General features: G+C 47.0%; 12 protein-coding genes and 2 pseudogenes. 9 read left to right on the forward strand and 5 right to left on the reverse strand.

Annotation, left to right across the window (positions count from 1 at the left end):
* Positions 1–278 precede the first annotated feature (278 nt).
* Complete coding sequence (locus MIC7113_RS09790) at positions 279–1,241, reverse strand: cation diffusion facilitator family transporter (RefSeq protein ID WP_041780649.1); 963 nt, start codon at positions 1,239–1,241, stop codon at positions 279–281.
* A gap of 139 nt (positions 1,242–1,380) precedes the next feature.
* Between MIC7113_RS09790 and MIC7113_RS09795 the strand changes: the two genes are divergently transcribed.
* Positions 1,381–2,256 carry a Cof-type HAD-IIB family hydrolase gene (locus MIC7113_RS09795; protein ID WP_015182014.1) on the forward strand — a complete coding sequence of 292 codons (876 nt, stop codon included), beginning with the start codon at positions 1,381–1,383 and terminating at the stop codon, positions 2,254–2,256.
* A 171-nt stretch (positions 2,257–2,427) separates the two neighbouring features.
* Here the strand turns inward: MIC7113_RS09795 and MIC7113_RS33215 are convergent, their stop codons facing one another.
* A complete protein-coding gene (locus tag MIC7113_RS33215; RefSeq protein ID WP_172642231.1) occupies positions 2,428–3,489 on the reverse strand; it encodes a DALR anticodon-binding domain-containing protein in 1,062 nt (353 codons plus the stop codon).
* A gap of 96 nt (positions 3,490–3,585) precedes the next feature.
* Here MIC7113_RS33215 and MIC7113_RS09805 point away from each other — a divergent pair, with 96 nt between their 5' ends.
* The gene (locus MIC7113_RS09805; RefSeq protein WP_015182016.1) at positions 3,586–4,302 is read left to right on the forward strand and encodes a Crp/Fnr family transcriptional regulator; all 717 of its coding nucleotides are present in this window, start codon (positions 3,586–3,588) and stop codon (positions 4,300–4,302) included.
* A 114-nt stretch (positions 4,303–4,416) separates the two neighbouring features.
* Here MIC7113_RS09805 and MIC7113_RS09810 read toward each other — a convergent pair whose 3' ends face one another.
* Complete coding sequence (locus MIC7113_RS09810) at positions 4,417–4,854, reverse strand: secondary thiamine-phosphate synthase enzyme YjbQ (RefSeq protein ID WP_015182018.1); 438 nt, start codon at positions 4,852–4,854, stop codon at positions 4,417–4,419.
* A gap of 358 nt (positions 4,855–5,212) precedes the next feature.
* On the opposite strand from MIC7113_RS09810, the gene MIC7113_RS09815 reads away from it, so the two are divergent.
* The 5 genes from MIC7113_RS09815 (at position 5,213) to MIC7113_RS36150 (ending at position 12,976) form a co-directional block, all read left to right on the forward strand.
* Positions 5,213–5,530 (forward strand): slr1957 family protein, encoded by a 318-nt coding sequence (locus tag MIC7113_RS09815; protein WP_041780652.1) that lies wholly within the window; start codon positions 5,213–5,215, stop codon positions 5,528–5,530.
* 96 nt (positions 5,531–5,626) lie between these two features.
* A complete protein-coding gene (locus MIC7113_RS09820) occupies positions 5,627–7,573 on the forward strand; it encodes a response regulator (protein WP_015182020.1) in 1,947 nt (648 codons plus the stop codon).
* Positions 7,574–7,670: 97 nt separating this feature from the next.
* Positions 7,671–12,326 carry a PAS domain S-box protein gene (locus MIC7113_RS33220; protein ID WP_081594643.1) on the forward strand — a complete coding sequence of 1,552 codons (4,656 nt, stop codon included), beginning with the start codon at positions 7,671–7,673 and terminating at the stop codon, positions 12,324–12,326.
* Positions 12,298–12,678, forward strand: coding sequence for a response regulator (locus MIC7113_RS09830; RefSeq protein WP_015182022.1), 381 nt, complete (start codon positions 12,298–12,300; stop codon positions 12,676–12,678). Before MIC7113_RS33220 ends, MIC7113_RS09830 begins: the two co-directional genes overlap by 29 nt.
* Before the next feature lie 142 nt (positions 12,679–12,820).
* Positions 12,821–12,976 (forward strand): hypothetical protein, encoded by a 156-nt coding sequence (locus tag MIC7113_RS36150; RefSeq protein WP_015182023.1) that lies wholly within the window; start codon positions 12,821–12,823, stop codon positions 12,974–12,976.
* Positions 12,977–13,265: 289 nt separating this feature from the next.
* On the opposite strand, the pseudogene MIC7113_RS34600 reads toward MIC7113_RS36150, so the two are convergent.
* Positions 13,266–13,427: pseudogene (locus MIC7113_RS34600) on the reverse strand (helix-turn-helix domain-containing protein); the annotation flags it as partial.
* Positions 13,428–13,515: 88 nt separating this feature from the next.
* Between MIC7113_RS34600 and MIC7113_RS38950 the strand changes: the two are divergent.
* Positions 13,516–13,800: pseudogene (locus MIC7113_RS38950) on the forward strand (alpha/beta hydrolase); the annotation flags it as partial.
* 142 nt (positions 13,801–13,942) lie between these two features.
* On the opposite strand, the gene MIC7113_RS09845 reads toward MIC7113_RS38950, so the two are convergent.
* Positions 13,943–14,722: an MBL fold metallo-hydrolase gene (locus MIC7113_RS09845; protein WP_015182025.1), complete on the reverse strand. Its 780-nt coding sequence runs from the start codon at positions 14,720–14,722 to the stop codon at positions 13,943–13,945.
* A 221-nt stretch (positions 14,723–14,943) separates the two neighbouring features.
* On the opposite strand from MIC7113_RS09845, the gene MIC7113_RS09850 reads away from it, so the two are divergent.
* On the forward strand, positions 14,944–15,279 hold the full coding sequence (locus MIC7113_RS09850; protein WP_015182026.1) for a hypothetical protein: 336 nt from the start codon (positions 14,944–14,946) through the stop codon (positions 15,277–15,279).
* Positions 15,280–15,364: the final 85 nt, after the last annotated feature.

Consider the following 15,364-nt stretch of genomic DNA (forward strand, 5'->3'; position numbering starts at 1 on the left):
AGAGTTTTGCCCTATGAAGTAGAGAAGCATGGACAAGAAAAGCCCAGCAGCTCACTGCTGGGCATCATGGCTTGTAGCAAATGCACCAACGAACTTAATACCGTGTTATCGGCTGTAGCTGACTGAGGGGAGGTTCACTCCCCCTGATGACGATGACCTGCCGCATGGTGGAGTGGGGGTGCTGGGGTGCTGGGGAGCAGGGGAAAAAGTCTGCTATCTTTGACTGCGACTGCAACTGGGTATAACCATCACTTCTACCACAGATAAATGGATTGTAATCATGAATTACTTCTACCCGTCGGGTCATTCTTACCGTTCACTTCTGTAACTGAAGGAGATTGGTTAAAGTTAGCGCTTCCTGCAATGTCATCTACGATAAAAAAAGTGACGTGTACAGGGCCATAACGCTCTTGAATGAAGGTTTCAATGCGTTCAGCAATTAAAGGCGTGAGGTTTGCCAGATCGGGGTGTACGATTAAGTGCATCTGAACATAAACCAAGCGTCCCACAAGACCTCGTGAACGGATGTGGTAACAATGTGTAACGCCCCCAACTTGGCGGGCAATTTGAGCCAGAACTTCAGGCGCGATCGCAGTCTGCTCAACCATCAACGGGAACTGCCAACTGACCACTTGCCAACAACTTCCGGCGGCTAGCAGCACCAACACAATTGCCAAGAAGACATCGAGCCAGCGAATACCCACCCACACGCCGACTAGTCCCCCGATAACCAATAGGGTCAGTAACACATCTTTGAACAGTTGACCTGCATTAAAGCGCAGGGCAGGATGACTGAGAACTCTCCCTTGGTAAAGACCCAAGATAGCCATGCCTAGGCTAGCCACCACCAAAACGCCTAACACCTGCATTAAAGGCCAACTAACGCGAACCGGAAAGCTTTGGGTGCCTCCTGAAATCACACCGATTAGCTGCTGAGCGGACAACCCAATTAAATTTAAACCCGCAAAGCCTAAAATGGCGATTAGCACAAACGTGATGACGACTTCACGTTTACCCTGACCATAAATCGGATAACCGTTGGGGCGGTAGGCTTTTAGTGTTAGCAAACTCAGGAAGGTGCTGACGCTGGTGAGAAGTGTATGCAATGACTCTGCCATGAGACTGAGCGATCGCACACGCCAACCCACTGAAACTTTGACTGATAAAATGAGCAACATCAGCCAGAAAGAGGTGAATAAAATCTGACGAACTCCCTGAGCGCGGTTTTGTCCTTCAGTCATGGCCTGATGCTGCATTTATCCCAACATTATCCGTCATCACTTAGCTTGACTGTGTCCTTGAGCGATAGTGATGCCTTGCCCAAGACGCAATGCTGATGCTGCCTTTGTTCATTCTTTGTTTTCTACCTGCTCAAAGCTTATGCCAGAATCTTCTACAGCTCATCAGTCGGCGTCATTGGATGCGATTGACCTAGATGGTCTTGATATTAAACTCTTGGTACTGGATATTGATGGAACCATTGCTGGTCACTCTAACCAAATCAACGAACAGGTATTAAAAGCCATCCGTTCGGCTCAGGCCAAGGGAATTCAGGTTGCGATCGCCACGGGTCGAATGTATTGTTCTGCCTTGCGCTTTCATCAAGCCGTTAATTCCACCCTACCCTTGCTCGCTTATCAAGGTGCCTGGATTCAAGACCCTGCAACCGACAAGATTTATCAACATCTACCCGTCTCGCGCAGTACGGCAGAACAATTGTTGGATTACTTCGAGAGTGAAGCGTTGCGCTCTCTGCTCTCCGTTCATTTCTATATCAACGACCAGTTATATGTTCGGGAAATCACCTCAGAAACAAAAATCTATGCCCAACGCTCCGGTATTCAACCCCAGCCTGTAGGGGACTTGCGTAATACTTTAAACGATGAACCGACAAAAATTCTAGCCTTGAGCGATGACACAGCCATTATTGACCAACTGTGGGGGAGTTTGCGTAAACAATATACTCCAGCAGAGCTATATTTGACCAAGTCTGTGGCAACCTTCTTTGAAGCCACTCATCCTGCTGTGAATAAAGGGGCGGCTGTACGCTACCTAGCCGAAGACCTTCTGGGACTTCAAGCCCACAATGTGATGGCTATAGGCGATAATTTTAATGATGTTGAAATGCTCGAATACGCAGGTTTAGGCGTTGCGATGGGCAATGCACCACCTGAGGTTCAAGCTCTAGCTCAGTGGGTTGCCCCGACGGTTGAGCAAGATGGTGCAGCGGCTGCCATCGAAACCTTTATGTTGTAACCCACCAACTGAAAAAAGTTGTAAAAATCAGAAAGGGAACCGACGACTGGCCGTGTTTCGTCTCGGTTCCCTTGCTGGTTCGCTCCTCACACAACCAAAATGATACCTGAAACTTGTTGATTTTGTCACTACCTGTGGCAAAAATTTTTTTGTCGTTATGTAAAATTATCTTCACAGCTCGATCGGAGCGATTACATTCAGTTGGTCTTGTAAGAGCGATCGCAACAACTTTTGAGTAATCGCCACTAACCCTAATCTCGCCTGAGCAAGCTGAGGAGTCTCGGTTTTGACTTCTCCCCAAATGCGACAAGCGCTGTAGAATTTTTCAAACCCATGACTTAAAGCATTCGCCAGTTCTAGCGCACGGATTGGAGTAAGCCGCGTCAGTTGCTCAGTTCCATCTAAAACAAGAGCGATTAACCCTCGTTCTGCCGGATGCTCTAACCGCAAGCGTATGGGGGAGCACTCCATCTCTGGGTTGCCATACAGCCAGGGTATGGGGTTAGGCTCAAGCCATTCCCAGTGAGGAGTGATGCCGTCTAAGTCACTCAGGTTAATTAAGCTTTGTCGGTGTGCCAAGCGCAGGAGTGAGCAGCAGCGAGCATGAGCATATTGAACTCTAAACAGAGAATGAGCCTGGTTTACTGGTTCAGTTTCAGTTCGCTGATTTTGCTCAGGAATCTTAGCGTCTGGTGAGTATGGACGTTCATACCCAGTTGGAGTCAAAGATCGCAAACTTTTTCCCCGGCTCCCCAGCTCCCCATGTGATAGAACAGGAGGTATTTCAATCAACTGTTGTAACCAGGTAGCTAAACCACGATCGCTCAGGCGAAACTGAATCCAGCCTGGAGAGAATACTTGAAGGCTAAAGTCTAAGCCGACTTGGCTAGGGATTGGAGATTGCGCCTTGAAATTTTGGCTGGAGATAGATTGCTGCTCCCAGTTCCCAGTTTCTGCATCCGCCGTATTTTGCTCACCGATTGCCATACACTCAGCCAGTTGATATGCGATGTCGAGGGGTGGCAACTGCCAGAGGGGTGCAAGCTTAAGTGCGATCGCAGATCGATAAATAACACCTCTATCATCGGACAAACGATGCACAGGAATCCTTTCAACCGTTATTTTCAACTTGTCTGGTAGCTCATTTGTGACAAGACTCCTACCCAATAAAGCGATCGAAGCTAAGATTTGTTGCTGTAAAACTGGCTTAATAGCGACAGAATTCCCGAACAAACTTATACTAAATGACCAACAGTTGGAAGTATTTTTTGTTACTTTTGACTCCATGTAAGATCTAAAGAAACTGGCGTTTTGCTCACGCTATCGTATATGAATTCATCATCCTCCGCATCAGAGGCATCTCGACCATTTTTAACTTGGCAACGGATTATAGACTGGGCGCAGGAACATTACCGTTATCGAACTTTCAGTAAAGATGAGCGAATTCCCGCTCGTACTGGATTGTTGTATCTAGTACAGCGGGGGGCAATCCGGTTAGTGGGTACAGCGCAAGTGAGTGCTAGTAACGACAAGTCAGCGTCTAAATTATTGAATCAGACAGCAGATGAAACGTTTTTAGGCTTTGTGGGAGCGGGTCAACCCTTTGAAATTGTGGCGCAATCACCCTTTACGCTTCAAGCTTATTCTCACATCGACCAGACTTCGGTGGTGTGGATGTACTGGCATGACTTAGACAATTGGCCTCACTTTCGTCGGGAAGTGTTAGATGCATTTCGGTATCAGCATCAGCGTAAATTATTGTGGCTGAGTACCTTAGGACAGCGAAGAACGATTGATCGACTATTGGGATTTCTTACGTTATTAATCGAAGAATTTGGTGAACCTTGTAGCAATGGATACTGTTTACCGTTCCCTTTAACCCATGCACAAATTGGTAGTGCGATTGGTTCCACTCGCGTGACGGTGACTCGTTTGATGGGCAAACTTCGACAACGTGAATTGATTTGTACCAAAGGAGATAATTTGATTTGCTTACCGTCTCAAGCCATAGAAATTCTTCATCATTCAACGATTGTGGAACGATAGAACAATTCAATGGAGGTTCGTTTGATATAGGAGTAGGTTCGAGAGCTGACGTTATTGGTACTCAAATTGCATAATTCATTTACGGAGAGCTGAGCGACTGAGTAATGAGTATTTTCACTCACCACTAATTTGAACCAATACACTTCTTTTCCGAGGGCCATCCAAGTCAAAAAATAAGATTGATTGCCAGGTACCGAGAGCCAATTTACCATCCACCACAGGAATGATTTCACTGCTACTCAACATCATTGCCATCAGGTGAGAGTGAGCATTTATGGGTTCATCAGGAGGGACATCTCTTAAATGAAGGTCATTATGGAGATAGCGCTCTGATTCAGGAGCCAACTTTCTAAAATGTATCTTCGTATCTTCGAGTAATCTTTCTTCATATTCATTAATGGCTAAGGCTGTGGTTGTATGGCGTGAAAAGACGATGACTTGACCGTTGTTGATGCCTGTTGTTTCCAGGATTTTCTCAATCTCAGGTGTGATGTTATAAATCCCAATTCCCTTGTCTGTCTCTACTTCAAGGAGTTCATTCGTGATGTGCATCGGGTCACCTACTGTGGAAACGGCGTATTCGTAGAACTTTTTAAGCTGTTACGCATTTAATTTGTATACCTTCACACCCCACACCCTACACCCCACACCCCTTTCAAAAATTTTCATATCCAATTTAGATGCGCCGCAGCTTAGGCGAAAATCACTGTTGCTATCCTCTCATGCCTCGTTAACGACATGACCATCCTTTTTGCAGAGGAGGCATAAATGTACGCGGCGTAAAATTTGGTATAGTTTCTTACTCAGGGAAAGGTTGTTCTGTTAGCCTGTTTAAAAGGTAGATAGCCTAACTGAAATAAAGACAAAAATTGCTGACTTAAATTTAAACAAATTTTAACATTTTATGATGATCAAACATTTTTCAGAAGACTGGATTAATGAATGGTGCCAACTCAATGGTTGGACAGATTTATATATTGAGCGCTGTCACTACTGGGCTTTTCCACCGGGAGCCGTCATGCCTGAGCCAATTCCTACAGAGGCGCTCAAAGGGATCAAAGCGGAAAAGGGATTATGTGGTGAGGAGCGATTGTGGTCAATGGCAGCGGTGGTGGTGAGTTTAATGGCTGCTCTTTTGAGCTATTGCCTGAAGTCTCCCATGCCAATCGTTGTGGCTTTTGCTTTTGGAGCTATTACAGTGGGTCTTCTGGAAGTTGAGCTGACCTAGGTTAGCATGGCTAAGCTGTGACGGACTACCCATAATTTGCCAAAAGAATTAAGCTGAGTGCTAGATAAAGATTTAAACTCAGGTTAACTAGCTGCTGTGAAAATTCTGCTAGTGGAAGATGATGAACTTGTTGCCGAAGTTCTCAAGAAAGCTCTTATAGCTCAGCATTATTTAGTCGATTTGGCGGCTGATGGTCAGGAGGGTTGGGAACTAGCAGAAGCGTTTGAATATGATCTGATCCTGCTGGACTTGATGTTGCCGAAGCTAGACGGTCTTAGCTTTTGCAAACAGAGAAGAGCCATAGGCGATCGCACCCCAATTGTGATCTTGACAGGTCAGGATACCAGCACCAGCAAAGTCATCAGCTTAGATACAGGTGCGGATGATTATATCATAAAACCTTTCGATGTGCAAGAACTACTGGCTCGGATTCGAGCCTTGCTACGTCGTGGCAGTTCAAACGTGACGCCCGTGCTGGAGTGGGATGCCCTGCGTTTAGACCCCAGTAACTGCCACGTCACCTATAATGAGCAACTGTTGCATCTCACCGCCAAGGAGTACGGTCTCCTAGAGCTGTTCTTACGGAACACGCAGCGAATATTCAGCCAAAGTGCGCTGCTCGATCATCTTTGGTCGTTTGAAGAACCCCCTTCAGAAAATACGGTGAGGGCGCACATCAAAAGTTTACGACAAAAGCTGAAAAAAGCTGGAGCCGCCTCGGACTTGCTAGAAACGGTTTACGGGTTAGGGTATCGATTGAAACCCAGAGAAGGCAAGGTATCGCAGCCCTCAGCTCAATCACAAGTTGCGCGGGATGTATCTCGACAGGCACCGCAGAAAGCGGAAATAGTGGGTACCACACGTCTCGATTCCAAGTCAGCTACAACCTCACAAATTTCACCAGAACTGATTGTCCTTTGGGAACGGAGTAAGGACAAATATCGCGATCGCATCAATATCTTAGACCAAGCTGTGACCGCTCTGGTCACAGATACTCTCAGTGAAGAATTACGACAACAAGCTCAGATGCAGGCACATACCCTATTAGGGTCACTGGGTAGTTTTGGCTTAATGGATGCCTCTCGTCTATCCCGTAAAATTGAACAGGCGTTTCAAACCCCAAATACCCTAAATCAAACGGAAAAAGAGCAGTTGTCTAAACAGGTTTTAGCCTTGCGTCAAGTACTGGAGCAACCCATGACTCCGGTGGAATCGGTTGAGACGGTGCCAGAAACTAAGCTCCATCAACCCATGACAATAGAGCCAAAACCTCGACTGTTAGTGGTTGACGACGATGTTGCATTGGCGCTGGCTTTAGTTTCAGAAGCTTCATCCTGGGGAATACAGGCAGACATTGCCAGCAATTTATCTAAAGCTAGAGAGACTCTGGCTCACCTTCGACCCGATGTGGTACTCCTAGATTTATGCTTTCCAGAGTCAGCAGAGAACGGTTTCGATCTGTTAACGGAACTAACATTAGAGCAGCCGTCTGTACCTGTTGTTGTATTTACGGCACAGGAAAGTTTTACTCAACGGGTGAAAGTCGCTCGTTTAGGCGGACGGGGGTTTCTGCAAAAGCCTGTAACTCCGGCTCAAGCCATGGAAGCGATCGCCCAAGTTCTGCAACAATCCAGTCAAACAGAAGCCAAATTGCTACTCGTAGACGATGATCCTCAGCTTTTGGATGTTGTTCGCACCCTACTAGAGCCTTGGGGATTCAATCTGACACTGCTAGACAACCCCCAGGAGTTCTGGGATACCTTAGAGAAGACAGCTCCCGATTTGCTGATTCTGGATGTTGAAATGCCCGAATTGAGCGGTATTGATCTTTGCCAAGTGGTTCGTAATGACCCACGCTGGAGTGAGCTGCCGGTGCTGTTTCTCTCGGCTCGTACTGATATAGAGACCATCCAATCAGTGTTTACAGTCGGTGCTGATGACTATGTAAGTAAGCCAATTGTCGGGCCAGAGTTAGTCGCTCGTATCCTAAATCGGCTGGAACGAACCAAAATCCTACGTAAACTCCGAAAATTTATCGGTTAATTCCCAGTTTTTCAACTGTATTGATAGGGGTAGTTATTAAACGTTGAAGATACATTTTATTTACAATTAATTTGGCTCTTGGGAAAGAAAAGGAAAAATGATGACAAGCGAACTGGGTCTGAGCTTGCTGATTCTCCTAGCTTTTGCCACATCGGCAACACAGTCCAGTGTAATAGGGCTATTGGGTTTCAGCCTGATGTTGGGGATTGTTTGGATCTTTTATTTCTTAAATCGCCAAATCCACAAGCGCCAACAAACGGAAGCTGACTTTCAACTCCTCTACAATCATGCTCCTTGTGGGTATTACTCTGTAAATCAAGACGGTGTGTTGATTGCAATTAATGATACCCAATTACGCTGGTTAGGTTACAGCCGAGAGGAAGTGATAGGCTCACTCCAACTCACGGATTTCATGGTTTCTGAGGATGCGGAATCCTGGGCAAAAATATTTGCCCGTATCCAGTCCCAGGGTGAAGTAAAAAACGTAGAAATTCAGATGATTCGTAAAGATGGGACAAGCCTCCCCGTACTTTTGAGTGCTACGGCAATCAGAAATGCGGTGGGTCAATTTGTTGGGGCTTGTGGCACTATCTTGGATATCACCCAGCACAAACAGACGCAAGATGCGCTCCGCAAAAGTGAAGAACGCTTCCGGTTAGCGATCGATCATATTCCTGATGGCTTCGTCATCTATGACCAACAGCGACGGTTACAGTTTGTTAATGCTGAAGGGCTAAGACGGAGTGGACATTCCCAGGAAGAACTGCTAGGACACACCGATGAAGAAATCTATCCGCCCGAAATTACCTCTCAATATCTACCAACCTTACTGCGGGCTGTAGAAACGCGCAGGATACAGACCTCAGAATGTACGCTCACGTTGCCCACAGTCGGTACTTTTACCGTGGTAGTAACCTACGTCCCACTGCTCAATGAACAAGGGGAAATCTCGTCCATTCTCGGTATCACTCACGACCTGAGCGATCGCAAACGGGAAGAAGAAGCTTTACGGGAGAGTGAAGCGCGAGTCCGTTTAGCCTTAGAAGCGACTCAAATCGGCACCTGGGACTGGGATATTTTAACCAACCAGATGACTTGGTCGAGTGGTGATCAACGGGTGTTTGGTTTGACGAACGGTACCTTTGAGGCAACCTATGAAGCCTTTGAAACCTGTCTTCCTCCTGAAGAACGGGACTCCCTGCTTGGCGCGGTGAATCGTTCCCGTCGCACACGGCGTGAATTCCATCACGAATTCCGGCTGATGTGGCCCGATGGTAGCCTGCATTGGGTGGAAGGAAAGGGCAAGTTTTTCTACAACCAGGAAGGACAGGCTATCCGCATGGTCGGCACCCTCGTGGATATTAGTGAGCGCAAGCAAGTTGAGGCTCAGTTACAACAGAGTGAAGAGAAGTTCCGCCAGTTAACCGAAAACATCAATAAAGTGTTTTGGATGACAACAGCGGATTTCAGTGAAATGCTCTATGTCAGTCCGGCTTATGAGCAAATCTGGGGACGCAGTTGTGAAAGCTTGTACGCCAATCCTAAATCCTTTGCGGAGGCGATGCACCCCGAAGATCGACAACAAGCGCTCGCGAGATTTGAGGATAATACGACCCAAGAATTGGACATTGAATATCGGATTGTCCAACCAGACGGCTCCTGGCGCTGGATTAGAGACCGTTGTTTTCCCATCCGGAACCATGCAGGAGAAGTTTACCGCCGCGCCGGGATTGCCCAAGACATTACCGACCAAAAACAAGCTGAAACCAGCCTGCGACAGACGAACGAAGACTTAGAACGTCGAGTTACCTTAAGAACCACAGAATTACAAAAAGCCAATCAGCTATTGCAACGCGAACTGCTGGAACGGGAGCAAATGGAACAAGCCCTGCTCCTAGCCTATCAACACTTACAGTTCCATGTGGAAAATACCCCTTTAGCAGTGATTGAGTGGGACTGTGAGTATCGCCTGATTAATTGGTCAAAACAGGCGGAGAGAATTTTTGGTTGGACCAGCGAAGAAGTCATCGGTAAGCATCCCCAGGAATGGAAGTTTATCCATGAACAGGACAGCGAACGAGTCAATAAGGTGATGGAGCAGTTAGCTACCGGCTCTCAACCGCGCAACCTGAGTGATAATCGCAACTACACCAAAGATGGCAGAGTCATCGACTGCGACTGGTACAACTCAGCTTTGTGTGATGCCTCTGGAAAGCTAGTCTCAATTTTGTCTCTTGTTCAGGATGTCACGGAGCGTAAACAAGCGGAAGCCGCATTACGCGAAGCTTATGACCAGTTAGAAATTCGGGTTCAAGAACGAACACGAGAACTGTTCAAGGCGAATAAAGAGTTAAAGAGTGAAAATAGCGAACGTAAGCGGGTAGAAGCAGAACTCAATACCCGTGCCAGACAGCAAGCCGCTGTTGCTGAACTGGGTCAACAGGCACTGGCAGGTAAGCCACTCGACCCCCTGATTCACCAAGCCGTTGCTCTGGTTGCTCAAATTTTAGAGGTAGAGTACTGCAAGGTTCTAGAACTTCTTCCCGATGGAAAAGCCGTGCTGTTACGTGCGGGTGTGGGTTGGCAAGAAGGACTGGTCGGAGAAGCTACGGTCAGTATTGATCTTGATTCTCAGGCTGGCTATACCTTACTTTCGAGAGAACCAGTAATTGTAGAAGATTTGGGGAAAGAAGTACGGTTTAGCGGACCCTGTCTCCTGCATCAGCATGGAATCAAAAGTGGTATCAGTGTGATTATTCCCGGTCAAAACCGTCCCTATGGGGTATTAGGAGCGCATACCACTCAATACCGGAAGTTTACTAAAGATGATATTCACTTTCTCCAAGCGACTGCCAATGTGCTGGCGACCGCCATCAACCGCCAGCATGTAGAAGAGGCACTCCGTCAGGCTCATAATGAATTAGAAATTCGCGTTCAGGAACGAACGACAGACCTGGAAAAAGCCAATGCCGAACTTCAGCAGAAAATTCTTGAGCTACAGCAGGCACAAGAAGAACGAGCTACACTAATTGCCATTTTGGAAGCGACTCCTGATATCGTTGCCACCGCCAGCGTGGATGAACAAATATACTACCTCAACAGTGCCGCTCGGAAGGTATTTGGAATTGGGGAACAAGAGGATTTTGCCAATTTCACCCTTACCGATGCTCATCCGGATTGGGCTTATGAACTGATTCGTCATGAAGGAATTCCAGGGGCAATTCGTGACGGAGCCTGGGTGGGTGAAACGGCTTTTTTAAGTCACTCTAGGGTAGGAGGAAGCAGTCCCGACGGTTCGAGTAAGGACTCTCACGACCAAGGGATTGAAATTCCGGTCAGCCAAGTGATCATTGCCCACAAATCTCCCGATGGATATGTAAAGATGCTTTCGATGGTTGCCCGCGATATTACGCAACAAAAGAAAATCGCTGCAACCCTGTGTGAAGCGGAGCGACGTTGGCGCAGCCTACTGGAAAATGTACGTCTAGTGGTAGTGGGATTGGATAATCAGGGAAAAGTGGAGTATGCCAATCCCTGTTTCCTAGAATTGGTCGAGTACAGCAAAGCAGAGGTTATTGGCAGCGATTGGTTTGAGACATTCCTGCCGCAGCACCAGAAAAAGCGGCAGCAGAACAATTTTGTCGAATTTTTAGAACAGGAATTCTACACTCATAATCAGACCATCGTCCTGACCAAGTCGGGTGAAGAGCGAGTTATTGCCTGGAATACGACGCTACTCCAAGATTTACAGGGTTATGTGGTTGGTACTCTGAGCATCGGTGAAGATATCACCGAACGTCAGGTGATTGAACGGATGAAAGATGAGTTTATCTCGGTGGTGAGCCATGAACTCCGCACTCCGTTGACTTCAATTCACGGTGCGCTGAACCTGTTATCCAGTGGCTTGGTGGATACTCACTCCGAGAAGGGGCGTCGCGTCATTGATATTGCAGCCCAAAGCGCCGAACGCCTCGTGCGGCTCGTCAACGATATCCTAGAGTTGGAGCGCTTGGAGTCTGGCAAAATTAGCTTGCTCAAACAAACCTGCGATGTCGCTGAGCTGATGATCAAAGCCACAGAGATGATTCAGGTGATGGCGAATCGAGCTGGAGTAACTTTGTCTGTGTCTGCCAACACGATTTCCCCAGAAGCATCAGCAAAGGCGCTCGCACTCTATGCCGACCCGGATCGGATTATTCAGGTATTGACAAATTTACTAGGTAATGCTATAAAATTCTCGCCTAGAGGTTCTACCGTCTGGTTGACAGTGGAGCTGCAAGAGCCAGAGGAACGGGAAAACAACTCAATGCTTTTAGACCCAGCGTTGCAGTTATCCCATCAAGTCACTCAAACCCCAACTCTGGTCAATGGGAGAACCAAGCTTCGCCAACCCTCGCCAGTCGGGGAAAATTCTTTGTTTATCCTAGGCCAAACCGACCCATCCCTCGCCGACTTACCACCCCACCGCCTCACGTCCACCGTCTTGTTTAAGGTTAAAGACCAAGGGCGAGGCATCCCTGCCGATAAATTGGAAACTATCTTTGAGCGCTTTCACCAAGTTGATGCCTCGGATTCCCGCAAAAAAGGAGGTACGGGTTTAGGCTTGGCCATTTGCCGGAGTATTGTGCAGCAGCACGGTGGAAAGATTTGGGTTGAGAGTACCCTAGGTGAGGGCAGTACTTTTTACTTCACGCTGCCCGAACGCAATACTGAGGAAGGCAAGGATGACCACAAAGAAAATCTTAGTGATTGACGATGAAGATGGTATTCGAGAAATTATCCAAATTTGCCTGGAGGCAGCAGCCGGATGGGATGTGTTCACAGCGGCTTCAGGTAGCGAGGGCTTAGCCACAGCTCAGGCTGAACAGCCGGATGCCATTTTGCTCGATGTCATGATGCCTGATATGGATGGACCGACGACGTTTCGGCAGTTACAAGCTCATGCTGCAACCAAGCACATCCCAACGATTCTACTCACCGCAAAGGCCAAAATTAGCGAACAACAGCAATTTATTGATTTGGGTGTCACAGGAGTAATTACAAAACCTTTCAAAGCTCAGGATTTAGTCAATCAGATCTGTGGGATTTTGAACTGGAAAAAATGAGGAAAAAATATCAATGTATCAAGTATCAAAACGGGCAAATTGTATGCTTCATACTTTATCCCTCAGCCTTCTGTGACGGTAGTTTCGTCTGTTAGTTCTGAGATTATTATCAGAGGGTGATTGACCTTCGATCAGGGTTTCGATGATGGAAGAAACTAGAAAAAAAGCGCCAACAGCCATAAAGCTTAAAATTACTGGCATTGTTTTCGACTCCACTATTGATATTTCAACAGTAGAAGGCTTTCCTTTGCTAGAGCTATTCCCTTATGCAACTCATTTAATCGACTATCTACTTTAGATAAAACGAGGGCAAATTTTAAGAATGAGCCAGATCTCGGAGTGGACAGTTTTGCAACTGGTACAGATGAGTTTGGCTTTTGTGGCGTGTCTAGGAATACTAACGATGGACAACATAACATACACCAGGCCAGAGCTAGGTGGGGAACTTCTGCTGATGGTTCTGGCTTTTCTTTTTATCGCAAGTTTCAGGTCAGCATCTCTGTAAATAGGCAGACTTCTCCTGATTGATTTTGTTGGACTATTAACAGGATTTCCCACTTGTAGGAGAACTTACCATGGGAGTGTCACTACTCCCTAGCCGCTTCTCGCAGCCGCTCCACATCACGTATCGGTGGTGCACCAAAGAGCCGCTTGTACTCCCGGTTGAAGTGCGAGGCATCATCATACCCCACACGGTAGGCAGCACTAGTAGCGTCAAGGTTTTGCCCCAACATCAGACGGCGAGCCTTCAGGGGGTGACAATCGGCTCAAAAGACTGTTAGAGCTTGATTTTCATCCACTTGAGTCCTCAATAAACCTGTCAATAAGCTAAGATTTATTTATGCTGAAGATTTCAGTGCTGCGGTCGATTTTCTGGGCACCCAGTCCCTCGTTGACAGAGATCGAATTGGCGTTCTTGGAATTTGCGGCAGCGGCAGCTTCGTCATCAGCGCCGCTAAGATCGACCCACGCATGAAGGCGATCGCAACGGTCAGTATGTATGACATGGGTGCAGCCAACCGTAACGGGCTGAGACGTTCTACCACCCTCGAACAGAGGAAGCAAGCGATCGCAGAGGCGGCACAGCAACGCTATGTGGAGTTCACGGGCGGCCAGACCCAACTCATGATGACTGGTTGCAAGCAGATTGCACAGGTCAGTGACGCTCAATACGGCGCGCTAGTTCAGGCGCAAAGCTCGACCCCTGCCGCTCCTACTCCCAAGGTTCCCAGCAACGCCGGGTAGCCATTTCCCTAACATCTCCCTAAGTGGCTAAGGCTCGTGGTTGAAGTTTTAGTTCAAAGCGATCGCCTGGTTTAGGCTCAATGACTTGGGTAGAGAGATTGTTTTGAGCCAGCTTCGACCGAAATTCCTCAAGACTCCCCACCGACCGCAGCGCATACACCAGCATTCCTGCATATTCGACTTCACCCGGTTCTGCTGAGGGCAGCATCACTTGGGGTTGCAGCCATTGTGCAACTTCTAAGCCGCTCTTGCTTCCTCTAATAATTGGCCCAATCAGCGGTAGCGCTAAATCTATGAGTGGGGTAATCACCACATCAACAGGTGCAGCGTCCTTCAAGGATGGGGAATGATAGCCATGGGGTTCGTAGTAGATGGTTAAATCCGTGCCTAACTCTTTGAGGAGATAGCCATTTTCTACCAGAGTCGGCCCAATGGGGCTACCGGGAGTTGCTTTGATTTCAACTTGATGATCTAGGGTGAAAGTTTCTCCATGCTTGAGGGCTGTCACTTCGGTATAACCCAACTCCCGCACCACCTTGGCGGCATTGGGAGAACCAACCACAGGAATTGTGTGATTTAGTTGCTTCAAAGTAGGCGGATGTGCATGGTCTTCCAACCCTTGGGAGAGCAAGATTAAATCGATGTTGTCTGGAATTGCGCGATCGCTGTGTCGTGAACCTTTAAACAGCCAGTCGAGCTTACCAAAGACTAACGAATCCACTAACCAGGGGTCAATCAGGATTCGTTTTCCTCCAAGTTCAATTAGCCAGGAGTTGCTGTCGAACCAAGTCAGGTGCATAGTCGTTGCGAAGATGACGGCTGTTCTTATTTTAGGCAATTGTTACGTAATATTAACGGCAGCTTCAAAAAAAGGTAAAGAATTGGATATACAAAGCCATGTTATTGCGGCTCTTCTTTACTCTCTGTTTCTGACTTCACAAAATTTTCACGATTCTTTTTTAAATTACAGAATGTGATCTACCAATTAATTTTGATACTCATAAGTTAAGGAAATTAACGATGAACAGGTATCAAATAAGTCAATTAGAAGCTGCTGGCGAATTCCTAAATTTACTCGGTATTCCCGGCCCTTATACTTTCCAAGAAAAAGTCAGAACAATTGAAGTTTCCCAAGAAGCGATAGAGGGTAGACTTAGAGGCTCTCTTGAAAGCTGCTATATTTCCATTCGAGAAGTAGCAACTAAGATTTGTAAAGATATCTATGCTGAGCGCCTCAAGCGGCAAAAGAAGTTTCCTCGAAAACTTTACTTTGTTGATTGGCGGGATGATTTAGAATTATCTTCCTCAATAGTCAGTCCTAACGGGTGGCTCCCAAGCCGATTAGGTTCCAAATAATATCAAGCTTCTTCGTTGCATACAAGCTCTTCTTGACCATTTCACCCAATCGGGTGAACGCATCAGGTGAAGCCTAATGAATTGC

Origin of the sequence: Allocoleopsis franciscana PCC 7113, assembly GCF_000317515.1 — a bacterium.
Taxonomy (GTDB): Bacteria; Cyanobacteriota; Cyanobacteriia; order Cyanobacteriales; family Coleofasciculaceae; genus Allocoleopsis; species Allocoleopsis franciscana.